Source organism: Microbacterium oryzae (genome assembly GCF_009735645.1).
GTDB classification, from domain to species: Bacteria; Actinomycetota; Actinomycetes; order Actinomycetales; family Microbacteriaceae; genus Microbacterium; species Microbacterium oryzae.
Window position 1 is genome coordinate 1,384,372 of the sequence record NZ_CP032550.1, and the last position, 24,621, is coordinate 1,408,992.

The following is a 24,621-nucleotide window of genomic DNA, read 5'->3' on the forward strand; positions in this document are numbered from 1 at the left end:
GAGGACGACTTGGCGACCGCGGCTTAGGCTGAGGCGATGCCCGCCCTCGCCGACGCACTCGTGCCGTGGTTCCGTGCGCACGCCCGCGATCTGCCGTGGCGACGGCCGGGATACGGCGCGTGGGGCACGCTCGTCAGCGAGTTCATGCTGCAGCAGACGCCGGTCGCCCGCGTGATCCCCCATCTGGAGGCGTGGCTCGCGCGGTGGCCCACCCCGGCGGCGCTCGCCGCCGACCCGCCGGCCGAGGCCGTGCGGCAGTGGGCCAACCTCGGGTACCCGCGACGGGCACTCTGGCTGCATCGCGCGGCCGTGGAGATCCGCGACCGCCATGCCGGCGTCGTTCCGCGGGACGTCGACGCGCTCCTCGCCCTCACCGGCATCGGCGACTACACCGCGCGCGCCGTGGCCGTGTTCGCCTACGGCGACCGCCATCCCGTGGTGGACACGAACACGCGGCGCGTCATCGCGCGCGTGGTCGACGGCCGCGCGCAGCCGGGGACGCCGCACCGACGGGACCTCGCCGCCATGGCAGCGCTCCTGCCGGAAGACGTCGCCGACGCCGCGGCCATGAACGCCGCGACCATGGAGCTCGGCCAGGTGATCTGCACGGCGCGCGCGCCGCGGTGCGACGAGTGCCCGCTGCGCGACACCTGCGCGTGGCTCGCGGCAGGGCGCCCGGAGACCGAGGACACCCGCCGTCGGCAGGCCCGCTACGAGGGCAGCGACCGCCAGGCGCGCGGCGCGGTCCTCCGGCAGCTGCGCGACGGCGACCCCGCGCCCGCCCTGCAGGACGCGGTGATCGCAGAATGGCCCGACCGCGCTCAGCGCGACCGGGCCATCCTCTCGCTTCTGTCCGACGGCCTCATCGAGGCCGACGGCGAGACGCTGCGTCTGCCTCGATGAGGCTCAGTCCTCGTCGTCCGCTTCGCGCGGCTTGACGTACGGGTCCTCGCCTGCAGCCCACTGCGCGCCGGCGGCGAGCCCTGCGACCGCCTCATCGCGCTCGCGCGCCTCGCGCAGCAGCGCGGTGAGGTGGTCCGCGGTCTCGGGAAGGGCGTCGGGGATGAACTCCAGCGACGGGGTGAGCCGCGTGTTGAGCTGGCGCCCGACCTCGCTGCGGAGCATGCCCGTCGCCGCCTTCAGCGCGGCGCCGCTTCCCGCGCGCTCCTCGTCGGAGCCGTACACCGTGTAGAAGACGGAGGCGTGCTGCAGGTCACCCGACACCCGCACATCCGTGATCGTCACGAAGCCCAGGCGCGGATCGCGCAGGCCCTTCTCGAGGCGCTCGGCGAGGATGACGCGGATGCGATCCGCGAGTCGTGCCTGACGTTCCTGTCCTGCCATCTTGTCCTCCTTGGGATGAGACGGCCCTGCCGAGCGGCCGAAGCCGCCCGGCAGGGCCAGGGGGGAGATCCGCGTCAGCCGCGCGGCTTCTCGACCATCTCGGTCGTCTCGATCTCGTCGCCGATCCGGATGTCGTTGAACTTGCCCAGGCCGATGCCCGCCTCGAAGTCCGTGCGGACCTCGGTGACGTCGTCCTTGAACCGGCGCAGCGACTCGATCGCCAGGCCGTCGGCGAGGACGACGCCCTCGCGGATGACGCGCGCCTTCGCGTTGCGCGTGATCGTTCCCGAGCGGACGATGACACCGGCGATGTTGCCGAACTTGGAGGAGCGGAAGACCTCGCGGATCTCCGCGACGCCCGACTGGACCTCCTCGTACTCCGGCTTGAGCATGCCCTTGAGGGACTGCTCGACATCGTCGATCGCGTTGTAGATGACCGAGTAGAACCGGACGTCCACGCCCTCGCGAGCCGCGGCCTCACGGGCCTTGGCGTCGGGACGGACGTTGAAGCCGATCACGATCGCGTTGTCGATCGTGGCCAGGTTGACGTCGGACTCCGTGACGGCACCCACACCGCGGTGGATGATGCGCAGCTGGACGCTCTCGTCGACCTCGATCTTGAGCAGCGACTCCTCGAGCGCCTCGACGGCACCCGCCACGTCGCCCTTGATGATGAGGTTGAGCGACTCGACCTTGCCCTCTTCGAGAGCACGCGTGAACTCCTCGAGCGACATGCGCTTGCGGGCCTTGGCCAGCTGGGCGTTGCGCTCGACGGCCTCGCGCTTCTCGGCGATCTGACGCGCCATGCGGTCGTCGTCCGTGACGATGAAGGTGTCGCCGGCTCGGGGAACCGAGCTGAGACCCTGCACCTGGACGGGACGCGACGGAGCGGCTTCGGCGACGGCCTCGCCGTTCTCGTCGATCATGGCGCGGACGCGGCCGTAAGCCGTTCCCGCGACGATCGGGTCGCCCACGCGGAGCGTTCCGGTCTGCACGAGCACGGTGGCCACCGAGCCGCGGCCCTTGTCGAGCCTCGCCTCGATCGCGACGCCGCGCGCGGCCTTGCTGGGGTTCGCACGCAGGTCGAGACCCGCGTCGGCGGTGAGGAGCACCGCGTCCAGGAGGTCCTGGATGCCGATGTCCTGACGAGCGGACACGTCGACGAACATGACGTCTCCGCCGTACTCCTCGGCCACGAGCCCGTACTCGGTCAGCTGCTGACGCACCTTGGCGGGGTTCGCCTCGGGCTTGTCGATCTTGTTGACCGCGACGACGATCGGCACGCCGGCCGCCTGCGCGTGGTTCAGAGCCTCGACCGTCTGCGGCATGATGCCGTCGTCGGCCGCGACCACGAGGATCGCGATGTCGGTCACCTCGGCACCGCGGGCGCGCATGGCCGTGAAGGCCTCGTGACCCGGGGTGTCGATGAAGGTGATCGCGCGCTCGAAGCCCTCGTGCTCGGTCCACACCTGGTACGCGCCGATGTGCTGCGTGATGCCGCCGGCCTCGCCCGCGACGACGTTCGTCTTGCGGATGGCGTCGAGCAGTCGCGTCTTTCCGTGGTCGACGTGACCCATGACCGTGACGACGGGGGGACGGATCTCGAGGTTCTCGTCGTCCTCCTCCAGCTCCTCGCGCTCGAGGTCGAGACCGAAGCCCTCGAGGAGCTCCTTGTCCTCGTCCTCGGGCGAGACGATCTGGATCTTGTAGCCGAGCTCGGAGCCGAGCACGTCGAACGTGGCCTCGTCGAGCGACTCCGTCGCCGTCGCCATCTCACCGAGGTGGAACAGCACCGTGACGAGGTTGCCCGGCTGCACGCTCATGCCGGTGATCGACTCGATCTTGTCGGCGAAGTCCGAGATCGATGCGCCGCGGCGCATCCGGATGATGGTGTTGCCGTCACCGCGGGGGACCTTGACGCCACCGACGATCGGCGCCTCCCGCATCTCGAACTCTTGACGCTTCGCACGACGCGACTTGCGCTGCTTCGACTTGCCGCCGCCCTTGCCGAACGCGCCGGCGGTGCCGCCGCGACCGCGGCCGCCAGGGCCGGGACGACCGGCGAAGCCGCCGCCGGGAGCGCCGCCACCGGGGCGGAAGCCGCCGCCGGCACCGGGACCGCCGGGACGACCGGGTCCGCCCGGACGCTGCTGGAACGGAGCGCCGGGACGACCGGCGCCGCCACCGGGACGACCGGGACGAGCTGCGCCGCCAGGACGCGGCGCGCCCGGACGGGGAGCCTGCGGCTTCGGGGGACGCGGGATGTTGCCCGGCGTCGGACGCTGGCCCATGCCCTGCGCGGAGGCGAAGGGGTTGTTGCCGGGGCGGGGGCCGCCGGCGGCGGGACGCTTCCCCATGCCCTGGGCAGAGGAGAACGGGTTGTTGCCGGGGCGCGGGCCGCCCGGACGCGGGCCGGGCGTGGGAGCACCGGGCGTCGCGGCGTCGGAGGCCGGTGCCGCGGGCTGCTCGGCCTGAGGCGCCGCGGCGGGCTTCTCGGCCTGCGGCTCGGCGGGCTTCGGTGCGGCGGGCTTCGCCGCGGCGGGGGCCGGCTGCGCGGGGGCAGGCTGCTCGGCCGCCGGCTTCTCGGCGGGACGCGCGGGGCCGGGCTTGGGCGCGCCGGGACGCGGCGCTCCGGACGCACCGGGGCGCGCGGGGCCGGGACGACCGGGGGTGCGCGGGGCGGCGGGCTTCGCGTCGGCGGCCGGCGCTGCGCCGCCTTCCGACGCCAGCGCGGCGCGCAGCTTGCGCGCGACGGGCGGTTCGACCGTCGACGACGGGCTCTTCACGAACTCGCCGAGCTCCTTGAGCTTCGCGAGTGCGACCTTGCTGTCGACACCCAACTCAGCGGCGATCTCATGTACGCGTGGTTTTGCCACAATTCTCCTGTCTGGGCGATCTGCCCCGGACAGGGCAGACCTCTAAAGGCGGACGGGTCTCATTTCGAGCCGTTCACTTGATTTCCATAGCTGCTCAGCCATTTCTCGAGGTTCTGCGTGTCGAGCGGGCCCGGCACGCGCAGTGCTCGTACGAAAGCGCGGCGAGTGAGCGCGGTCCCGACGCACTTCTGCGTCGCATGGACCCACGCGCCCCGTCCCGGCATGACCGCGCGCTCATCGGGGACGAGCTCGGAATCGATGACGACCACCCTCAGCAGGGCGGATCGGGGGGCGCGCGTGCGACAGCCGACGCACGTCCGTACGGGTTCCATCCTACACCTCAGCATCACGGTCGGCCGTCGCGCGTGTCGCGACGGCTCGGGGCGGCATACGCCGCCCGCCTCAGCCCTGCTCGAGGATGCTCTCCGGCTGGATGTCGATCTTCGCGCCGGTGAGCTTGGCGGCGAGGCGGGCGTTCTGCCCCTCCTTGCCGATCGCGAGCGACAGCTGGTAGTCGGGCACGAGCGCGCGGACGGCCTTCGTCGTCGGGTCGAGCACGAAGCTGCTCGTGACCTTGGCCGGCGAGAGCGCGTTCGCGACGAACTTCGGCAGCTCGTCGTCGTGGTCGACGATGTCGATCTTCTCGCCGCTGAGCTCCTCGGTGACCGCGCGCACGCGGCGGCCGAGCTCGCCGATGCAGGCGCCCTTGGCGTTGATGGAGGGGTCGTTGGCGCGCACGGCGATCTTGGTGCGGTGACCGGCTTCGCGGGCGAGCGACGTGATCTCGACGAGGCCGTTGGCGATCTCGGGGACCTCGAGCGCGAAGAGCTTGCGGACGAGACCCGGGTGCGTGCGGGAGACGGTGATCTGCGGGCCCTTCAGCCCCTTCGCGACGCTCGTGACGTAGACGCGCAGACGCGAGCCGTGCGAGTACTCCTCGCCGGGCACCTGCTCCTCGGGGGGCAGGATGGCCTCGACCGTGCCGAGGTCGACGTGGATCATGCGCGGGTTCGGGCCCTGCTGCACGACGCCGGCGACGATGTCGCCCTCCTTGCCGCGGAACTCCCCCAGCACCGCGTCGTCGGCGATGTCGCGGAGGCGCTGGCTGATGACCTGCTTCGCGGCGTACGCGGCGATGCGGCCGAAGTTCTCCGGAGTGGTCTCCTCCTCGCCGACGATCGCGCCCTCCTCGTCCCGCACGGGGATGAGGATCGCGACGTGGCCCGACTTCCGGTCGAGGTGCGCGCGCGCGCCCTCCGGGATGTCGCCGTCCTGGGAGACGTGCTTCTCATACGCGGTGAGGATGGCCTGCTCGATGATCCGAACGAGTTCGTCGAACGGGATCTCCTTCTCGCGCTCGACCGTCCGCAGCAATCCGAGATCGATATCCACAACGTCCTCCGTATTCAGCTCTCGTCGGCAGACCTCTCGCCGACATCTCCGCCACGATACCGGATGCGCCCGGGCCGCCGCTGTGAGGGTCGGTCAGCGCCGCCGCACCACGTCGATCGGGCCGGTGACGCTCTCCGTGTCCTCCCAGCACTCGATCCCGCGGACGTCGGGGAGCAGCGCGCGCGTGAACACCGGGTCGAGACCCTCCCGCCGCTGGTTCGAGTAGTCGCGCAGCAGGCGGAACACGAGGCCGGAGAGGAGGGCCACGGCCACGAGATTGATGACGGCCATCACCCCCATGATCGCGTCGGCCAGCGTCCAGACGAGGCTGGGGGCGGCCACGGAGCCGGCGAGGACGGCCACCACCACGAGGACGCGGAAGACGGTGAGGACCATGGGCTTCGCCGAGATGAACTCGATGCTCGCCTCGCCGTAGTAGTAGTTCCCGATGATCGAGCTGAACGCGAGCATGAAGACGACGACGGCGAGGGCGATGGTCGCCCAGCCGCCGAGCGACGACGTCAGCGCGTGCTCGGTGAGCTCGACGCCCGTGAGACCGCCCTTCTCGATGGGCACCGCGACGAGGATCGTGAACGCGGTGATGGAGCACACGAGCATGGTGTCGAAGTAGACCCCGAGCGACTGCACGAAGCCCTGCTTCGCGGGATGCGTGACGGCGGCCGCGGCCCCCGCGTTCGGGGCCGAGCCGAGGCCCGCCTCGTTGGAGAACATGCCGCGCTTGACGCCGGTGAGCACGATCTGACCCAGCGCGGCGCCGAGGACCTCGTTGAAGCCGAACGCCTGCGTGAAGATCGACGCGAACGCGGCGGGGAGCTCGTCGAGGTGCACGACCACGACGGCGAGTCCCAGCAGCAGGTAGGCGAGCGCCATGACCGGCACGAGACCCTGCGTGACGTTCGCGATGCGGCGCACGCCGCCGAACACGATGAGGCCGGTGAGCACGGCCGTGAGGATGCCGACCACCCACAGCAGCCAGCCGCCCTCGGCGCCCGTGATCTGCGTGATGGCAGAGGACGTGGTCAGCGCGATGGTGTTGGCCTGCAGCGCGGAGAACGCGAAGGGGAAGCAGAAGATGAGGATGACCGCGAACGCGACGCCCATCCAGCGCGCGCCGAGACCGCGGGACATGTAGTAGGCGGGGCCGCCGCGGAAGCCGTTGGCGTCGCGCACCTTGAACAGCTGCGCGAGGGTCGACTCGGCGAAGGCGGAGGCGGCGCCGACCGTCGCCATCAGCCACATCCAGAACACCGCGCCCGGGCCGCCGATCGCGATGGCCGTGCCGACGCCCGCGATGTTCCCCGTTCCCACGCGGGAGGCCGCCGAGATCGTGAACGCCTGGAACGACGACACCGACTGCGGCTTCCCGTCCTGGTCGCGCGGGGTCTTGTCCCCCAGCGTCCGGATCATCTCCGGCAGCATGCGGATCTGCACGGCGCCGGACCGGACGGTGATGTAGAGCCCCAGCAGGGCGACGATGGGCAGCACCACCCAGGTCCACAGCTGGTCGCCGGCTGCCGCGATCCCCGCATCGATCTCATCCATGGCGGGCAGTCTCACCTGCGAGGCCGGCGTCCGGCAACCTCTTGACGCGCGCTGCTCAGGCGGACAGGCGCGCGACCGCCTCGGCGACCGGCACGACCTCGCGCTCACCCGAGCGGCGGTCCCACAGCTCGACGAGGCCGTCGGCCGCGCTGCGCCCGACGACGACGAGCTTCGGCACGCCGATGAGCTCCGCGTCGCCGAACTTCACGCCGGGCGACACCTTCGCGCGGTCGTCGTAGAGCACGTCCAGGCGCGCTCCCTCGAGATCGGCGACGAGCTTCTCGGCGAGCTCGAACGCCTCCTGCCCCTTGCCCGTCGCCACGACGTGCACGTCGAACGGCGCGACGGCCTCGGGCCAGATGAGGCCCTTGTCGTCGTTGGAGAGCTCGGCGATGGTCGCGAGGATGCGCGTGACGCCGATGCCGTAGGAGCCCATCGTGACGGTGACGAGCTTGCCGTTCTCGTCGAGCACCTTGAGTCCCAGTGCCTCCGCGTACTTGCGGCCGAGCTGGAAGACGTGCCCCAACTCCATGCCGCGGGCGAGCGAGACCGGACCCGAGCCATCCGGAGCGGGGTCGCCCGCGCGCACCGTGGCGGCCTCGACGAAGCCGTCGGCCGTGAAGTCGCGGCCGGCCACCAGGCCGTGCACGTGCTTGTCGAGGGCGTTCGCGCCGGTGATCCAACTCGTCCCGTCGACGACGCGGGGATCGAGGAAGTAGCGGATGCCCGTGGCCGAGTCCTCGCCGAGGATCGGGCCGGTCTCGCTCCAGGGGCCGATGTACCCGCGGACGAGCAGCGGGTTCGCGGCGAAGTCCTCCTCGTTCGCCGCCTCCACCTCGGCGGGTGCGAAGGCCACCTCGACGCGCTTGTCGTCGATGTCGCGGTCGCCGGGGATGCCGACCACGACGAGCTCGCGCGTGCCGTCGAGGTGCGTGAGCCGCAGCACGACGTTCTTCAGCGTGTCGGCGGCGGTCACCTCGCGGTCGAGGACGGCGTTCGAGTGGTCGACGAGAGTCTGGATGGTCGTGGTGCCGGGCGAGTCGAAGACGACCGGCTCCGGGAGTCCCTCGATGGGGAGCGCCTCGGGCACGAGGGTCGTGAACGCCTCGACGTTGGCCGCGTAGCCCCCGTCGCTGCGGACGAAGGTGTCCTCGCCGACCGGCGTCGGGTGCAGGAACTCCTCGGAGCGCGAGCCGCCCATGGCGCCGGCGTCTGCCTGCACGATCGCGTACTCGAGGCCGAGGCGCTGGAAGATGCGCTCGTAGGCGTCGCGCTGCGCCATGTAGCTGCGCTCGAGGCCCGCGTCGGTGTGGTCGAACGAGTACGCGTCCTTCATCGTGAACTCGCGGCCGCGCAGGAGGCCGGCGCGGGGGCGCGCCTCGTCGCGGTACTTGTCCTGGATCTGGTAGATCGTCAGGGGCAGGTCCTTGTACGAGGAGTACAGGTCCTTCACGAGCAGCGTGAACGCCTCCTCGTGCGTGGGAGCGAGCAGGTAGTCGCCGCCCTTGCGGTCCTGGAGGCGGAACAGCTGCTCGCCGTACTCGTCCCAGCGGCCCGTGGCCTGATACGGCTCGCGCGGCATGAGCGCGGGGAAGTGCACCTCCTGCGCGCCGGCCGCGGTCATCTCCTCGCGGATGATCTGCTCGATCCTCGCCTTCACGCGGAGGCCCAGCGGCAGCCAGGCGAAGATGCCCGCCGCCTGACGCCGGATGTACCCGGCGCGGACGAGCAGCTTGTGGCTCGCGACCTCTGCCTCGGCAGGGTCTTCACGGAGCGTGCGGACGAAGAGTTGCGACAGACGGGTGACCACGAGCGACAAGTCTAGGGCGTGGGCCGCCGGGCCTGCCGCGGGGGCGCCGCGGGGGGGTGCCTCGGGGTGGGCGCAGGGGTGCCGCGGCGAGGTGCCCGGGTTTCCCCCGCCAGACGATGTCGTCTCACCCGCGCGACACCGAATACCGCGATTTTCCGTGTCGCCGCGGTGAGACGACATCGTCTGGTCGCCCCCGACCCCACCCCGCGCCCCCGACCCCACCCCGCGCGGCCTCGCCCACGCCACCCGGCTGCGCCCGGCCGGCCCTGCCGCCCGCGCCCGGTTCTAGGCTGGCGGCATGCCGGCCCGCCATACCCGCCTCTCGCCGTCCGCCGTCCAGACCGCGCTCGGGGAGTCGCTCGCCGAGCTGCGCCGCTCGCTCGAGCTGCCCGAGTCGTTCCCGCCCGAGGTCGTCGCGGAGGCCGAGGACATCGTCGCATCCGGCACCGCCGTCGACGGCTCCGACGACGAGCGCGCCGACCTCCGCGACCTCCCCTTCCTCACCATCGACCCGGAGGGCTCGCGCGATCTCGACCAGGCGATGCACATCGCGCGCGAGGGCGACGGGTTCGTCGTGCACTACGCGATCGCGGACCTCGCCGCGTTCGTCCGACCGGGCGGCGCGATCGACGCGGAGGCGCAGCGCCGCGGGCAGACGCTGTACGCGCCGGATGGCTCGGTGCCGCTGCACCCGGAGGTCCTGTCCCACGGGGCGGCGTCCCTCCTGCCGGACGAAGACCGTCGCGCGTGCGTCTGGCGGTTCGCCCTCGACGCGGAGGGCCGGCACGGCCCCGACGACGTCACCCTCGTGCGCGCGTGGGTCCACTCGCGCGGGCAGTGGGCCTACGAGGGCGCGCAGGCCGCGATCGACGCGGGCACGGGGCCCGAGACCCTCGCGCTCCTGGCCGAGCTCGGCCCGCTCCGCATCGCGCAGGAGGCCCGCCGCGGCGGCGCGAGCCTCAACGCCCCCGAGGAGGAGATCGTCGACGGCCCCGACGGCTACGAGATCCAGCGCCGCGCGCTCCTCCCGGTCGAGGACTGGAACGCGCAGATCTCGCTGATGACCGGGATGGCCGCGGCCGACATCATGCTCAGCGCCGGCCGCGGGATCGTCCGCACCCTCCCGCCCGCCGACGAGGAGTCGCGCGCGGAGTTCCGCCGTCAGGTCGCACTCCTCGGCCGCCCCTGGCCGGAGGACCTCGACTACGGCGAGTACCTGCGGCGCCTGGACCCCGCGGATGACGCGACCCCGGCCATCCTGCAGGCGGCGAGCGCGCTGTTCCGCGGTGCGGACTACGTCGCGTTCCTCTCCCCCGACGAGATCCCCGCCGACGTCGAGCAGGCGGCGATCGGCGCCCCGTACGCGCACGCGACCGCTCCCCTGCGGCGCCTCGTCGACCGCTACACGCTGCGTGCGTGTCTGGGCGACGTCGACGAGGAGGTGCTGCCGCGGCTGCCGGAGATCATGCGCCGGTCGTCCGCGCTCGCCTCCCGCCTCGAGTCCGGCGCGGTCGACCGGGTGGAGGCCGCCGTGCTGCACCGGCGCATCGGCCAGGTCCTCGACGCCGTCGTGCTGTCGCAGACGAAGGGCGGCAGCCGCGTGCAGCTCGCCGACCCATTCGTCACGGCGACGGTGCCGGAGGCCGTGGAACCCGGCACCCGCATCCGCGTGCGCGTCGAGGCCACCGACATCGCGACCGGGAGCGTCACCCTCTCGGCGGAGTGAGCCGTGCGGCCCTCGCGAAGGTCGGAGGCCGCGAGTACGGTCGGGGCCATGGACGTGATCCTCATCCCCGGCCTCTGGCTCGACGCGTCGTCGTGGGCGCCGATCGCCGACGCCCTGACCGCGGCCGGGCATCGACCGCGGGCCCTCACGCTCCCCGGCACCGGCGAGCCCGCCGACCGCACGGCCGACATCGGGATGACCCGCTGGGTCGCCGCGGTGGTCGCCGAGATCGATCGAGCGGATGGCCCGGTCGTGCTGGTCGGTCATTCGGGCGGCGGCAACGTGGCATGGGGTGCGGCGGACGCGCGGCCCGACCACGTCGCGCGGGTCGTCTTCGTCGACACCGCGCCGCCCGCGCCCGGCGCATCCATCTCCGAGTTCCCCACGGAGGGCGGCGCGGTCCCCTTCCCCGGCTGGGCCTTCTTCGACGAGCCCGATGTGGCCGATCTCGACGACGCGACGCGCGAGCGCACGGCCGCATTCATGAAGGGCGTGCCCGCGCGCGTTCCGGCCGAGCCGCTGGCGCTTCGCGATGCGCGGCGCTTCCGAGTGCCGGTGACGCTCCTCATGGGCGAGAGGGATGAGGCAGCGCTGCGCGCCGAGCTCGAGAACTGGGGAGCCTTCCGCGAGGAGTTCGAGGCGATCGACGACGCCGAGGTCGTCCGCATCGGCTCCGGTCACTGGCCGCAGTTCTCCCAGCCGGAGCGGCTCGCCGAGCTGCTGCTCGCAGCCATCCGCTGACGGCGGCCTCTCCGACAGCGGGGTCAGCGCCGCTGACGACCTCGGAACACCGCGGTGCGCAGCTCGACCTCCCAGACGTCGGCGGTCGGCATGTCGAGGTCGCGGGCCACGGCGACCTCGGCGTCGATGTCGTAGGGCACGCGTACGAACTGCACGCCGAACGGCGCCTCGTCCGGGGAGTCGACGACGCCCTCGACGATGACGTAGCTCGCGCGCGGCTCATCCAGCGGATTGCCGACGCTTCCCACGTTGAAGAGGGTGCGGCCATCCGTCGTCTCGATGTAGGCGTCGTGCACGTCGCCGTAGCCGACGACGTCGGGCTCCGGCCCGTCGCCGGTCATCTCGGTGCGGCGGAACATGCCGTCGAACTCCGCCGCCGAGTGCTGGAACCGCACCCGCACGTGCGGGCTCTGCGCGGACGCGTGGAAGAGGCGGATGCGGCGCCCGCTCACGAGGAGGTCGTGGCTGAGCGGCAGCGCGGCGAGCCACTCGCGCTGCTCGGGCGCGAGCTCGTCGCGCCACCAGATCATCTCGGGCAGACCGTCGTCGGGGATGGTGCCGAGGAAGTCGTCCCAGTTGCCGCGGACGGCGACCTCGCAGACCTCCTGCGTGCGACGGACCGCGTCGCTCCCCCGCGGGCCCTTGCCCGCGACATCGCCGAGGTTGATGACGCGCGCGATGCCCCGTGCGCGGATGTCGGCGAGCACCGCGTCGTACGCGGTCATGTTCCCGTGCACGTCGGAGAGGATGGCGATGCGGTCGACGGTCACCGGGCCATCCTCACATGCCGAGCGGCGGCCGGATCAGACGGTGACGACCTGCGCGGTGCCGGTCGGGGCGGCGGGACCCATCTCGTCGGCGATGCGGTTCGCCTCCTCGATGAGCGTGCGCACGATCTCCGCCTCGGGCACGGTCTTGATGACCTCGCCCTTGACGAAGATCTGGCCCTTGCCGTTGCCCGAGGCGACGCCGAGGTCGGCCTCGCGGGCCTCGCCCGGTCCGTTCACGACGCAGCCCATGACCGCCACGCGCAGCGGCACGGTCATGTCCTTCAGGCCCTCGGTGACGTTCTCGGCGAGCGAGTACACGTCGACCTGGGCCCGGCCGCAGGAGGGGCAGGAGACGATCTCGAGCTTGCGCTCGCGGAGGTTCAGCGACTGCAGGATCTGGTGGCCGACCTTGACCTCCTCGGCCGGCGGGGCCGAGAGCGACACGCGGATGGTGTCGCCGATGCCCTCGCCCAGCAGGATGCCGAACGCCGTCGCCGACTTGATGGTGCCCTGGAACGCAGGGCCCGCCTCGGTCACACCGAGGTGCAGCGGCCAGTCGCCGCGCTCGGCGAGCTGCCGGTACGCCTTGACCATGACGACGGGGTCGTTGTGCTTGACCGAGATCTTGAAGTCGTGGAAGTCGTGCTCCTCGAAGAGGCTCGCCTCCCACACCGCGGACTCGACGAGCGCCTCGGGCGTCGCCTTGCCGTACTTCTCCAGCAGGCGGCGGTCGAGCGAGCCCGCGTTCACGCCGATGCGGAGCGAGACGCCCGCGGCCTGCGCGGCCTTCGCGATGGCGCCGACCTGGTCGTCGAACTTGCGGATGTTGCCCGGGTTCACGCGCACGGCCGCACAGCCCGCGTCGATCGCCTGGAAGACGTACTTCGGCTGGAAGTGGATGTCGGCGATCACCGGGATCTGGCTCTTGGCCGCGATGATGTGCAGCACGTCCGCGTCGTCCTGGCTCGGCACCGCGACGCGCACGATCTCGCAGCCCGAGGCGGTGAGCTCGGCGATCTGCTGCAGCGTGGCGTTGATGTCGGTCGTCGGCGTCGTCGTCATCGACTGGACGCTGACGGGCGCATCGCCGCCGACGAGGACCTTCCCGACCCGGATCTGACGCGACTTGCGACGAGGGGCGAGGGTCTCGGGCACGCGGGGCATACCGATGTTCACTGCAGGCACCCGTCCAGATTACGCCGCGATGGGTGGAAGGGCGCTGGACGGCCTGTGGTAGTTTCAGCGCATGTTCGCCGACCGCACCTGGTGGCCCGCCCCGTAGGCGGTGCTTCGCGAACTTCGACCGCCCAGTTCAACCGGATGGGGCGGTCTTTTCTGTCTGAGGGCAGCCTCGCCCAGGAGGAGATCCACGCATGACCGGGACCGCTGCCCCCACCCCCGCTTCCGCCGACCTCATCGCCCGCCTCGCCGCAGACCCCGCGGCCTCCTTCGCGCTCATCGTCCGCGAGGGCGGCGAGAGCGTCGAGGTGCTGTCCGGGCCCGTGACCGATGTCGACCTTCTCGCCGACATCCCCCTCTCGGATGGCCGGCGCCGGCCATCCGAGGTGCTCGCGCTGGTGCCGTATCGCCAGGTGCGCGAGCGCGGCTTCGCCGCGCACGACGATGGCGCGCCGCTGCGCTGCCTCACGGTCGAGGAGCATGCGGCCATCCCGCTCGCGGAGGCGCTCGACGCGCTGCCGACCACGCCCATTCCCCTTGCCGACGCCGGCTTCGATCTCGACGACGCGGAGTACGCCGCCATCGTGCGGAATGTGATCGCGGAGGAGATCGGGCGCGGCGAGGGTGCGAACTTCGTCATCCGCCGCGACTTCGTGGCCGGCGTCGACGCCGAGCCGCGGACCGCCGCCCTCACCTGGTTCCGCGCTCTGCTCGAGCACGAGCGCGGCGCGTACTGGACGTTCGCCATCGTCACGCCCGGTCACGTGGCCGTGGGCGCGAGCCCCGAGGCGCACGTCAGCGCACGCGATGGGGTCGTCACGATGAACCCCATCTCCGGCACGTTCCGCCATCCCGCGGGCGGCGCGACCGTCGAGACCCTCACGGAGTTCCTCTCCAGCACCAAGGAGACCGAGGAGCTCTTCATGGTGGTCGACGAGGAGCTCAAGATGATGAGCGCGGTCTGCAGCGACGGCGGCCGCATCACCGGGCCGCACCTCAAGGAGATGTCACGGCTCACACACACCGAGTACGTGCTGCGCGGGCGCTCGCGCCTCGACCCGCGCGACATCCTGCGCGAGACGATGTTCGCGCCGACGGTGACGGGCTCCCCCATGCAGAATGCGTGCGCGGTCATCCGCCGCCACGAGCAGTCGCCGCGCGGGTACTACTCGGGCGTCGCAGCGCTGTTCACGCCGAACGCCGAGGGCGGGCACGACCTCGACGCCCCCATCCTCATCCGCACCGCGTACCTCGAGCAGGGTCGCCTGCGCGTGCCCGTCGGGGCGACCCTCGTGCGCCACTCCGATCCGTATGGCGAGGTCAGCGAGACGCACGGAAAGGCGGCCGGCGTGCTCGGCGCGATCGGGGCCATCCCGCGCGCCATCACGATGGTGCCGGACGACGACGAGCCCGCCCCCGCCCCGCGCCTCGGCGACGATCCGGCGATCGCAGAGCTGCTGGCCTCGCGCAACGCGCGCCTCGCGCCGTTCTGGATGCAGGAGCAGGAGCCGGGCGCCCGCACGGCGCCGTTCGCGGGCCGGAAGGCGATCGTCGTGGACGCGGAGGACCGCTTCACGACGATGCTCGCCCACCAGCTGCGCCACCTCGGGCTCGACGTCGACATCGTGCACTGGAGCGCGGCGGACGACGCCCGCCTGGACGCCGCCGAGCTCGTCGTCTCCGGCCCCGGCCCCGGTGACCCGCGCGACGGCGAGAGCGCGCGGATCGCCCGCATGCGCGAGGTCGTCGTGCACCGGCTCGCACAGCATCGGCCGCTGCTGGCGGTGTGCCTCAGCCACCAGATCCTCAGCGACCGCATCGGCGTCGGCCTCGCGCCGCTGTCGAGCCCGCACCAGGGTCTGCAGCTGAGCGTCGACCTGTTCGGCGAGACCGCGTCCATCGGCTTCTACAACACGTTCACCGCACGCGTCACGCCCGGCGTCACCGTGCTCACGCCGAGCGAGACCCGCTGCGGCGCGGTCGGCGACGTCGAGATCGCGGCGGATCCCGCCACCGGCGACGTCTACGCCCTCCGCGGCGCGGGCTTCGCGTCGGTGCAGGGGCACCTGGAGTCGATCCTGTCGCGCGACGGCATGCGCACCCTGGAGCGCCTGGTCGGCCACGCCCTGTCCTGAACCAGCGGGATGGCCGGGCGGCCGACCGCGGCCGCCCCGCCCCGACTCAGCCGCCGAGCAGCTGCACGGGGTTGAAGATGTCCGCGGCGAAGAGCAGCGCCCCCATGCCGACCAGCAGCACGACGACGACGAGCGTCAACGGCACGAGGCGGGTGGCGTCGGTGGGTGCGGGCTCGGGGCGTCCGGTGAGCCGGGCGAGCGCGCGGCGCAGGCCGTCCCACAGGGCGATGACGATGTGCCCGCCGTCCAGCGGCAGCAGCGGCACGAGATTGAACACGAACAGCGCGATGTTCAGCGAGGCGAGCAGGCTCACCATCACGCCGACGCGGTCGAGGATGGGCGCGTCCGTCGCGGCGACCTCGCCGGCGAGGCGTCCGACGCCGACGACGCTCATCGGGCCGTCTGCGTCGCGCTCGCCGCCCGTGAACAGGTCGTACGCGGTGTCGTAGAGGCGCGCGGGGAGGTCCGCGACGATCCGGACGACCGCGCCGACGTTCTCGAACGCGGCCTGCGGCCCGGTCCAGATCGGCTGGCGCACGCGCTCGACCGACGCCGAGACCCCCGCATAGCCGACCTGCTCGACGGAAGCGGCGCCATCCGCGCCGGTCACCTCGACCTGGTTCTCGATCGGCGTCAGCGTGAGCGAGACCTCGTCGCCGTCGCGCTCGACGACGAGAGGGATGGCGGCGCCCGGGCGGGCGCGGATGACCTCGGATGCCTCGGCGAAGGTCTCGACGGGCTCCCCTGCGAGGGAGACGAGCCGGTCCCCCGGCAGCACGCCTGCCGCGTGAGCCGGTGCCTCCGGGTCGCCGGCGGAGCACTCCGTCGCGGTGGACCCCGCGGGCAGCACGCACTCGGCCACGGTGGCCACGGTCGTGGTCGCCTGCTGCATGCCGATGCCGCTGAACAGCACGGCGAACATCACGACGGCGAGCACGAGGTTCATGATCGGACCGCCGAGCATGATGATCACGCGCTTCCATACCGGCAGGCGGTGGAAGGTGCGGGAGTCGTCGACCCCCTCGAGGGTCTCGGCGTTGGCGGCCTGCGCGTCCTGCACGAGGGTGGCGTAGAGACCGCGGCGGCGCTCGGCGCGAGCGGCGGCACCGGCGAGCGCGGGCTCGGATGGCGCGGGCTGCGTCCGCGGGTACATGCCCGCCATCGAGATGTAGCCGCCGACGGGGAACGCCTTGAAGCCGTACTCGGTCTCGCCGCGCTTGCGCGACCAGAGGGTCGGTCCCATGCCGATCATGTACTGCCCGACCCGCACGCCGAACCGCTTCGCGGGGACGAGGTGACCGACCTCGTGCAGGGCGATCGAGACGCCGAGGCCGATCACCATGACCAGCACACCGATCACGAACGCGAGCACATCCACGCCGCAACGGTAGCCCCGCCCGCTCGGAAACTCCCGGACAGCGCCTATCGTGGTGGCGTGACCTCCCGGCAGCTGCGCACCCTCCGCGGCGCCTCGGCTTCCGGGATCGCCACCGTGATCGCTGCCCTCTCGCACACGGCGGGCGGCGCGCAGGCGCCCGCGCCGCTGATCGTCGTCGCGATGGCGGCGCTGCTGATGCCCGGGGCCATCCTGCTCGTCGGCGCCCGCCCGCGGCTCCCGCGCCTCGCGACGACGGTGCTCGCGACGCAGGCCGCATTCCACCTGGCCTTCCTCGCGCTCGGCTCGCCGGTGGCCATGCACCCGGCCGCCGGGTCCCATGCCGCGCATCTCGCGCACACGGCCCACGCCGCCGCCGCGTCAACGCAGCTCGGCCATCCGCCCCACCTCGCCGCCCTGGCCGCGTCGCAGACCGACGCGCGGATGATCGGCGCGCACGTCGTCGCCGCGCTCCTCACCGTCGCGCTGCTGCATCGCGGCGAGGCCGTCGTCCGCGCGATCGCCTCGTGGGCGTCCGTCGTCGTCCGCCGGGCGGCACCGCAGCCGCTCCTCCTCGCGCGGACAAACGCTCCGGGTGCCGCCCCGGCCCGCCTCGCGCGCGCCCTCCGCATCGTCGCCGGGCCCCGGAGCCCGCGCGGTCCTCCCGTCCTGGTCTGATCCGCCATCCCGTCGCGCACAGGCGCGACGACCTCGCCGAGCCTGTGCGCCGGCACCCAGACCACGAAGGAATCCGCATGACCTCTCCCACCCCTGCCCCGCGCCGCCGCCGCGGCCTCCGCACGATCGCCTCCGGCGCCCTCGCCGCCGCGCTCGTCGTCGGCGCGCCGCTCGCCGCCCACGCCCACGTCACCGTCACCCCCGACGCGCCGGTCGCGGGCGGCTACGACGTGCTGACGTTCGCGTTCTCCCACGGCTGCGAGGACTCGCCCACCACCGCTCTCGTCATCTCGCCGCCCGCCGAGGGCCTCGAGTCGGTCGTCCCCACGGTCCAGGCCGGATGGTCGATCGACGTCGAGCGCGACCCCGGCACCGGCGTCGTCGACACCATCACGTACACCGCCGACGAGCCGGTGCCGAACGCTCTGCGCGCGGCGGTCGAGCTGTCGGTCGCGTACTCCGCGGACGCGCCGGAGACCCTGGCGTTCCCCGTCGAGCAGCTGTGCGTCGACGGCTCGACGTCGTGGAGCGAGCTGGCGGACGAGGGCCAGGACCCGCACGACCTGGACTCGCCCGCCCCCGTGGTCACCCTCGCTCCCGCGGCGGATGACGCCGGTCACGGCCAGCACGGCACGAGCGCTCCCGACGCGACGGATGGCGATGCCGGCACGTCCGCGGAAGCCGGCGCGTCCGCCGACTCGGGCTCCGACGCCGGCGCCTGGGCGCTCGGCGCCGGCGGACTCGTCGCCGGGGTGGCCGCGCTCATCGTGAGCGTGCTGGCCTACCGCCGCACCGGGCAGCGCCGATGACGCGGCGCCGCGCCTGACGGCTGCGAGGCGCGGCGCCGTGTCGCCGCGCCTCGCACGCTTCGTCCGGATGCCGCGTGAGACGATGGTCGGGATGTCTGCGACACCGTCGAACCTGCCCCCCGTCCTGCGCCCGGAGAACCCGCCGCGCCGCTCCCTCGCCGAGCTCGCCGAGCGCTTCGGCGGCGAGCTGCGCGGCGACGCCGCCGGCGTCGAGCTCACCGGCGTCACGCTCGCCACCGCCGACCTGCGCGCGGGCGAGGCGTTCGTCGCCATCCGCGGCGTGAACCGCCACGGCGCGGAGTTCGCGCCGGCGGCCGCCGAGCAGGGCGCCGTCGCGGTCATCACCGACGCCGACGGCGCGGACATCGCCGCACCCACGGGCCTTCCCCTCGTCGTCGTGCCCGACCCGCGTGCGGTCCTCGGCGACCTCTCGGCCTGGGTGTACGGCACCGACACCGACCTGCCCCTGCTGCTCGGCACCACCGGCACCAACGGCAAGACGTCGATCACGCACCTCCTCGACGGCATCCTCACGCAGATGGGCGTCGTCACCGGGCTCTCGTCCACCGCCGAGCGCCACATCGCCGGCGACGTCATCGTGTCGCGCTTGACGACTCCGGAGGCCAGCGAGTTCCATGCGCTGCTGGCGCTCATGCGCGAGCGCGGCGTGGAGGCCGTCGCCGTCGAGGTCAGCGCGCAGGCCCTGACGCGGCACCGCGTCGACGGGCTCGTGTTCGACGTCGCCGCGTTCACGAACCTCACGCACGACCACCTCGACGACTACGCCGACATGCGCGAGTACTTCGAGGCGAAGGCGCGCTTCTTCACGCCTGAGCGCTCGCGCCGCGCGGTCATCTCGCTCGACTCCGCTCCCGGCGTCGAGTACGCCGAGCGGGCGACGGTGCCCGTCGTGACCGTCGCGACGCCCGCGATCGCCGCCGACCCGGCGGTCGCCGCCGGCGCCGACTGGATCGTCACGATCGACGACGAGCGCCAGGAGGGCACCGGCTTCACGTTGACCGGCCCGGATGGCCGCAGCCTCACATCGGTCGTGCCCGTCATCGGGCCGCACATGGCCTCGAACGCCGGCACGGCGATCGTCATGCTGCTCGAAGCCGGATACGACTGGGAGCGCATCGCCGCCGCCCTCGAGCGCGACGGCGGCATCCGGGCCTACCTCCCTGGCCGCACGCAGCTCGTGTCCGGGTCCGAGGGCCCGGCCGTCTACGTCGACTTCGGCCACACCCCCGACGCCTTCGAGAAGACGCTCGCGGCGGTGCGCCGGGTGACGCCCGGCAAGGTGCTCATGCTGTTCGGCGCCGACGGCGACCGCGACAAGACCAAGCGGCACGACATGGGCCGCACCGCCGTCGAGGGCAGCGACATCGTCGTGATCACCGACCACCATCCGCGCCACGAGGATCCGGAGGCGATCCGCGCGATGCTCCTGGAGGGAGCCCGCGCGACCGACCCCGGCCATCCGATCTACGAGTTCTCGCCGCCGGAGACGGCGATCGTCGAAGCCGTCAAGCTCGTCGGACCTGGCGACGCCATCCTCTGGGCGGGCCCCGGGCATCAGGACTACCGCGACATCAAGGGCGTGCGCACGCCCTACTCCGCCCGCGAGCTCGCCCGCCGCGCGCTGCGCGATGCCGGATGGCCCGTGCCCGAGCCGGCGTGGCCCGTCCCGTACGAGGACTGACCGCCCCGTCGCCGGCCCGCCGCCCGCGGGTCGGCGACGTCAGCGCGCGGCGATGAGGGCGTTGGCGGTCCGGCGCGCCCACGCCTCGGCGTCGGCCAGCGACTCCAGCGTGAGCTCGGCGGGCGCCTCGTGCCGGTCGAGGACATCCGAGATGGTGTCGACGATGGCGGGGAACGACAGCCGGCCCTCGTGGAACGCGTCCACCGCCTGCTCGTTGGCCGCGTTGTAGACCGCGGGGTGCGTGCCGCCGGCCTGTCCGGCCTGACGGGCCAGCCGGACGGCGGGGAACGCCTCGTCATCCAGGGGGGCGAACTCCCACGTCTGCGCGGCGGTCCAGTCGATCGGCACGTCGACGTCGGCGAGGCGCTCGGGCCAGGACAGGCCCAGGGCGATCGGCACGAGCATGCGCGGCGGGCCGGCCTGCGCGATCGTCGATCCGTCTTGGAACTCGACCATCGAGTGGATGAGCTGCTGCGGGTGCACGACCACCTCGATGCGCTCGTACGGCACGTCGAACAGCAGGTGCGCCTCGATCACCTCGAGGCCCTTGTTCACGAGCGTCGCGGAGTTCGTCGTGATGACGCGCCCCATGGCGAAGTTCGGGTGCTTGAGCGCCTGCGCCGGGGTGACCTCGGCGAGCTCGGCGCGCAAGCGGCCGCGGAACGGCCCGCCGGACGCCGTGACGATGAGGCGGCGCACTTCGCCGCGCTCCCCCGCCCGCAGCGCCTGCGCGATCGCGGAGTGCTCGGAGTCGACCGGCACGATCTGGCCGGGGCGCGCGAGCCCGCGCACGAGGTCGCCGCCGACGATGAGCGACTCCTTGTTCGCGAGCGCGAGCGTGCGGCCGGCCTCGAGCGCGGCGAGGGTGGGGCCGAGCCCCACCGAGCCCGTGATGCCGTTGAGCACCACGTCAGCCTCGACGTCGCGCACGAGCTGAGCGGACGCGTCGGCGCCGAGTGCGGTGTGCTCGACCCCGAACTCCGCCGCCTGGGCCTGCAGGAGCTCGGCCTTCGAGCCCGTGGACAGGCCGACGAGCTCGAAGCGGTCGCGGTTGGCGCGGATGACGTCCAGCGCCTGCGTGCCGATCGACCCGCTGGAGCCGAGGACGATGACCCGCCGCACGTCGGTGCTCAACGCGCGGGGACGTCGGTCGCCGCGGCAGCCTCGATGTGCTGCGTGGCGAGGATGTCGACGACGAAGACGAGCGTCTCCTTCTGGAGCTCGTGGCCCTCGCTCGCGCCGTAGCCCTCGGCCGGCGGGATGACCGCGAGCACCTGCGAGCCGACCTTCTGCCCCTCGAGCGCCTTCTTGAAGCCCTCGACGACGCCGGTGGTCTGGAACTGCGCGGGCGTGCCGCGGTCCCAGCTGGAGTCGAAGACCGATCCGTCGGAGAGCTTCACGCCGGTGTACTGCACGAGCACGCCGTCACCCTCGCCGACGGTGGCGCCGTCGCCCGCCTTCAGCGTCTCGAGCTCGGTGGTCTCGGGCGCCTTCGCGCCCTCCGGGATCGTGACGGTCGGGGCGCCGTCCTTCGCCAGCTCGACCGTGGGCAAGCCGGCCTTCGGCTCCTGGTCCTCGCCCCAGGCGGCGGTGGGCGTGGTGCCGAGCATGTCGAAGACGTAGATCTGGCCGTTCGACTGCGTGCCGTCCTGGGCGGTGGTGCCGGGCAGGGCGAGCACGAGCCGGGAGCCGATGTTCTCGCAGCCGACGAACTGGCCGAGCGCCTCCGGCGAGACGAGCGAGGGCAGGAGCTCGCCCTCTCCGTAGCCCAGCTGGCCGATCTCGTCGCCGGTGACGGCGTCGTACGCGGTCATCGCGTACTGGAGGTAGTCGCCGCTCGCGACCGGGTCGCCGTCGCCCTCGTCGAGGACGAGACGCTGCGGCTCGTCGAACTCGAGCGGAGCCTTGAACGAGGCCTCCGACGGCTTGCCCGCATCGCCCGAGACGTCCACGGCCTCGACGGCGTCGCCGGTGGGTGCCGCCGCGTCGCAGAGGTCAGCCGGCGCGCCGGTCGGCGAGGCCTCCGTGTCGGCGTCGCCCGCCGGCGAGCAGCCCGCGAGCGCGAGGGCCGCGAGCACGGCGGTGGACATCAGGCCAAGGGAGCGAGCACGCACGGAAACCTCATTCATCGCAGGATCGCGTCCATCCTCCCCGATTCCCGCTCCGTATGGGCTGAACGCGCCCGCGAGGGGCGGATGCCGGCACAGGCATATGGCCGCAGTAACCTGGGAGGATGACCGACGACGCGCAGGCGCAGGCCGAGCTTGACGGCGACCCGCTCCGTCCGAGCTGGGCGTACACGACCGGGCGTCTGGTGCTCTCACCGCTGGCACGGGCCATCTACCGCCCGCGCGTGGAGGGTCGGGAGAACATCCCCACCGAGGGGGCGGTCATCCTGGCGAGCAACCATCTGTCGTTCATCGACTCGATCGCCATCCCGATCGCGGCGGCGCCTCGGGCCGTGCACTTCCTCGCGAAGTCCGATTACTTCACCGGAACCGGTGTGAAGGGCTGGCTCTCGCGCACCTTCTTCACGGCGGTCGGCGCGATCGCCGTCGAGCGCGGGGCAGGGCAGGCCGCGCTGGACGCGCTGGACCGTCAGAAGCAGATCCTCGCCGCCGGCGCCGCGGTCGCACTGCACCCGGAGGGGACGCGCTCGCGCGACGGGCGCCTGTATCGGGGCCGCACCGGCATCGCCTATCTCGCCCTGGAGACCGGCGCGCCGGTGGTGCCCATCGGCCTGATCGGCACCGACCGCGTGATGCCCGTCGGCGCCAAGATCCCCTCCTTCCGCGAGCGCGTGACCGTGCGCTTCGGCAAGCCGCTGGATCTCACGGGTCACGGCCCGGCGTCGTCGGGCAAGGCGCGCCGCACGGCCACCGACGAGATCATGGCGGCCATCCACGAGCTGTCGGGGCAGGAGCTCGCCGGCGTCTACAACGAGGTCCCCGCGCACAACACGCTCGAGAAGATCAAGCGGGCGCTTCCCCACGAGCGTCTCTGACCTCGACCACCGCCTCGTGGCGGACGGGGAAGGCGACCGAGTTCGCGATGAAGCACCAGTCGTGCGCGTCCTCGTGGGCGGCGATGGCCTCGGCGACCATCGAAGCCTCCGCCACCTCGACGCGCGGGCGCAGCACCACCTCGGTGAACCGGCCGCTGCTGCCCTCCTGCCGCATGGTCCCCACGGCGTGGTCCTCGTAGGCGGTGACGACCACCCCGCGCACGACGCAGGCGTGCAGGTACGACAGCAGGTGGCACTCCGACAGCGCGGCGAGGAGGAGATCCTCGGGATTCCATCGCGCGCGGTCGCCGCGGAACGGCACGTCGGCCGAGGCGAGGACGTCGGGCTTGCCGGCGACGGCGAGCGTGACCGATCGGTCGTAGTCGCGGTAGCCGGATGTGCCGGTGCCGCGGTCTCCGGTCCAGGTGGCGGTGAGCGCGTAGTGATGTTCGCCGAGCATGAGCCCAGTGTGACACCGCGCGGCAGGGTGGCGGTCGGCCGCTTCGTTAGGGTTGTCTGGTGACTGCAGAGACCTTCGCCGCCCAGGAAGCCGTCGAGCTCGCCGTCGTCGACCGCGGAGGGTTCGTCGAATCCCGCCACGTCGGTTCGGCGCTCGTGCTCTCTCCGGACGGCGAGGTCGCGATGGCCCTCGGCCGCACCGACGCCCTGATCCTGCCGCGCTCGTCGCTGAAGCCGCTGCAGGCGATCGGGTCGGTCACCGCGGGCGCACCCCTCGAGGGCGAGCGGCTGGCGATCGCCACGGCGAGCCACTCGGGCACCGACCGCCACGTCGCGCTGGTGCGCGACATGCTCGCCGCCGTGGGGCTCAGCGAGGACGCCCTGGGATGCCCCGCGCAGTGGCCGAGCGACTCCGCCGCACGCGACGCGATGGTCCGCGACCACTACGAGCCGTCGCGCCTGCGCATGACCTGCTCGGGCAAGCACGCCGCGATGCTCACGGCGTGCGTCGCCAGCGGCTGGGACACGGCCACCTATCTCGACCCCGCGCACCCCCTGCAGCTGCACATCCGCGAAGTCGTCGAGCGTCTCTCGGGCGAGCGCGTCGGCGCCACCGTCATCGACGGCTGCGGCGCGCCCGTGCACGCGCTCACCCTCTCGGGGCTGGCCCGCGCGCTGCATCGTGCCGGCACCTCATCGGAGCGGTCGCCCTTCGCCATGCACCGCGTCGCCGGCGCGCTCGTGCGCGCGGTGCGCGAGAACCCCTGGACGGTCGAAGGACCGGGCCGCCCCGACACGATCGCGATCGAGACCTTCGGCGTGTACTCCAAGTTCGGCGCGGAGGGCGTGCAGACGATGATCGCCCCGGACGGGACCGCCGTCGTCGTGAAGATGCTCGACGGCTCGAACCGCGCGGCGGTCCTCGTGGCGCTGACGCTGCTCGCGCGCACGGGTGCCCTCGGTGCGGAGGCCGTCGACCACTTCGCCCGCACGAACCCGATGCTGTCGGTGCGCGGCGGGGGTGCGGAGGTCGGGCGCATCCGCGCGAGCGTCTGACG

Annotated in this window: 21 protein-coding genes; 9 read left to right on the top strand and 12 right to left on the bottom strand. The window is 72.6% G+C overall.

Annotation, left to right across the window (positions count from 1 at the left end):
* Positions 1 to 36 precede the first annotated feature (36 nt).
* Positions 37 to 903 carry an HhH-GPD family protein gene (locus tag D7D94_RS06460; protein WP_156241838.1) on the top strand — a complete coding sequence of 289 codons (867 nt, stop codon included), beginning with the start codon at positions 37 to 39 and terminating at the stop codon, positions 901 to 903.
* A gap of 3 nt (positions 904 to 906) precedes the next feature.
* Here the strand turns inward: D7D94_RS06460 and rbfA are convergent, their stop codons facing one another.
* The 6 genes from rbfA to D7D94_RS06490 form a co-directional block, all read right to left on the bottom strand.
* Complete coding sequence (gene rbfA / locus D7D94_RS06465) at positions 907 to 1,344, bottom strand: 30S ribosome-binding factor RbfA (RefSeq protein WP_156241839.1); 438 nt, start codon at positions 1,342 to 1,344, stop codon at positions 907 to 909.
* Between the two features lie 74 nt (positions 1,345 to 1,418).
* Positions 1,419 to 4,220 (bottom strand): translation initiation factor IF-2, encoded by a 2,802-nt coding sequence (gene infB / locus D7D94_RS06470; protein WP_156241840.1) that lies wholly within the window; start codon positions 4,218 to 4,220, stop codon positions 1,419 to 1,421.
* Between the two features lie 59 nt (positions 4,221 to 4,279).
* On the bottom strand, positions 4,280 to 4,567 hold the full coding sequence (locus D7D94_RS06475) for a YlxR family protein (protein WP_343032151.1): 288 nt from the start codon (positions 4,565 to 4,567) through the stop codon (positions 4,280 to 4,282).
* 55 nt (positions 4,568 to 4,622) lie between these two features.
* Positions 4,623 to 5,612, bottom strand: coding sequence for a transcription termination factor NusA (gene nusA / locus D7D94_RS06480; RefSeq protein WP_156241842.1), 990 nt, complete (start codon positions 5,610 to 5,612; stop codon positions 4,623 to 4,625).
* 93 nt (positions 5,613 to 5,705) lie between these two features.
* Positions 5,706 to 7,175 (bottom strand): alanine/glycine:cation symporter family protein, encoded by a 1,470-nt coding sequence (locus tag D7D94_RS06485; RefSeq protein WP_156241843.1) that lies wholly within the window; start codon positions 7,173 to 7,175, stop codon positions 5,706 to 5,708.
* A 55-nt stretch (positions 7,176 to 7,230) separates the two neighbouring features.
* A complete protein-coding gene (locus tag D7D94_RS06490; RefSeq protein WP_156241844.1) occupies positions 7,231 to 8,985 on the bottom strand; it encodes a proline--tRNA ligase in 1,755 nt (584 codons plus the stop codon).
* 298 nt (positions 8,986 to 9,283) lie between these two features.
* On the opposite strand from D7D94_RS06490, the gene D7D94_RS06495 reads away from it, so the two are divergent.
* Together D7D94_RS06495 and D7D94_RS06500 are read left to right on the top strand one after the other, a co-directional pair.
* A complete protein-coding gene (locus D7D94_RS06495; RefSeq protein WP_156241845.1) occupies positions 9,284 to 10,711 on the top strand; it encodes an RNB domain-containing ribonuclease in 1,428 nt (475 codons plus the stop codon).
* A gap of 48 nt (positions 10,712 to 10,759) precedes the next feature.
* Positions 10,760 to 11,452 (top strand): alpha/beta fold hydrolase, encoded by a 693-nt coding sequence (locus tag D7D94_RS06500; RefSeq protein WP_156241846.1) that lies wholly within the window; start codon positions 10,760 to 10,762, stop codon positions 11,450 to 11,452.
* A 23-nt stretch (positions 11,453 to 11,475) separates the two neighbouring features.
* On the opposite strand, the gene D7D94_RS06505 is transcribed toward D7D94_RS06500, so the two are convergent.
* On the bottom strand, positions 11,476 to 12,222 hold the full coding sequence (locus D7D94_RS06505; RefSeq protein ID WP_156241847.1) for a metallophosphoesterase family protein: 747 nt from the start codon (positions 12,220 to 12,222) through the stop codon (positions 11,476 to 11,478).
* Between the two features lie 33 nt (positions 12,223 to 12,255).
* Positions 12,256 to 13,386, bottom strand: a complete 1,131-nt coding sequence (ispG, locus tag D7D94_RS06510; protein ID WP_156243353.1) for a flavodoxin-dependent (E)-4-hydroxy-3-methylbut-2-enyl-diphosphate synthase — start codon at positions 13,384 to 13,386, stop codon at positions 12,256 to 12,258.
* Positions 13,387 to 13,595: 209 nt separating this feature from the next.
* Here ispG and D7D94_RS06515 point away from each other — a divergent pair, with 209 nt between their 5' ends.
* The gene (locus D7D94_RS06515) at positions 13,596 to 15,536 is read left to right on the top strand and encodes a chorismate-binding protein (protein ID WP_156241848.1); all 1,941 of its coding nucleotides are present in this window, start codon (positions 13,596 to 13,598) and stop codon (positions 15,534 to 15,536) included.
* A 46-nt stretch (positions 15,537 to 15,582) separates the two neighbouring features.
* Here D7D94_RS06515 and D7D94_RS06520 read toward each other — a convergent pair whose 3' ends face one another.
* Positions 15,583 to 16,914 (bottom strand): M50 family metallopeptidase, encoded by a 1,332-nt coding sequence (locus D7D94_RS06520; RefSeq protein WP_156241849.1) that lies wholly within the window; start codon positions 16,912 to 16,914, stop codon positions 15,583 to 15,585.
* A 57-nt stretch (positions 16,915 to 16,971) separates the two neighbouring features.
* Between D7D94_RS06520 and D7D94_RS06525 the strand changes: the two genes are divergently transcribed.
* The 3 genes from D7D94_RS06525 (at position 16,972) to D7D94_RS06535 (ending at position 20,100) form a co-directional block, all read left to right on the top strand.
* The gene (locus D7D94_RS06525) at positions 16,972 to 17,589 is read left to right on the top strand and encodes a hypothetical protein (RefSeq protein ID WP_156241850.1); all 618 of its coding nucleotides are present in this window, start codon (positions 16,972 to 16,974) and stop codon (positions 17,587 to 17,589) included.
* Positions 17,590 to 17,666: 77 nt separating this feature from the next.
* Positions 17,667 to 18,398 carry a YcnI family protein gene (locus tag D7D94_RS06530; protein WP_156241851.1) on the top strand — a complete coding sequence of 244 codons (732 nt, stop codon included), beginning with the start codon at positions 17,667 to 17,669 and terminating at the stop codon, positions 18,396 to 18,398.
* Between the two features lie 91 nt (positions 18,399 to 18,489).
* Positions 18,490 to 20,100, top strand: coding sequence for a Mur ligase family protein (locus D7D94_RS06535; protein WP_156241852.1), 1,611 nt, complete (start codon positions 18,490 to 18,492; stop codon positions 20,098 to 20,100).
* Positions 20,101 to 20,139: 39 nt separating this feature from the next.
* On the opposite strand, the gene dxr is transcribed toward D7D94_RS06535, so the two are convergent.
* Positions 20,140 to 21,222, bottom strand: a complete 1,083-nt coding sequence (gene dxr, locus D7D94_RS06540) for a 1-deoxy-D-xylulose-5-phosphate reductoisomerase (protein ID WP_156243354.1) — start codon at positions 21,220 to 21,222, stop codon at positions 20,140 to 20,142.
* Positions 21,223 to 21,230: 8 nt separating this feature from the next.
* A complete protein-coding gene (locus D7D94_RS06545) occupies positions 21,231 to 22,190 on the bottom strand; it encodes an FKBP-type peptidyl-prolyl cis-trans isomerase (protein ID WP_246171892.1) in 960 nt (319 codons plus the stop codon).
* A gap of 143 nt (positions 22,191 to 22,333) precedes the next feature.
* Between D7D94_RS06545 and D7D94_RS06550 the strand changes: the two genes are divergently transcribed.
* The gene (locus tag D7D94_RS06550) at positions 22,334 to 23,104 is read left to right on the top strand and encodes a lysophospholipid acyltransferase family protein (RefSeq protein ID WP_156241854.1); all 771 of its coding nucleotides are present in this window, start codon (positions 22,334 to 22,336) and stop codon (positions 23,102 to 23,104) included.
* Here the strand turns inward: D7D94_RS06550 and D7D94_RS06555 are convergent.
* A complete protein-coding gene (locus D7D94_RS06555; protein ID WP_156241855.1) occupies positions 23,073 to 23,564 on the bottom strand; it encodes an OsmC family protein in 492 nt (163 codons plus the stop codon). The genes D7D94_RS06550 and D7D94_RS06555 overlap by 32 nt on opposite strands.
* A 59-nt stretch (positions 23,565 to 23,623) precedes the next feature.
* Here D7D94_RS06555 and D7D94_RS06560 point away from each other — a divergent pair, with 59 nt between their 5' ends.
* Entirely contained in the window at positions 23,624 to 24,619 is a 996-nt protein-coding gene (locus D7D94_RS06560; protein ID WP_173024243.1) for an asparaginase, read from the top strand.
* Positions 24,620 to 24,621: the final 2 nt, after the last annotated feature.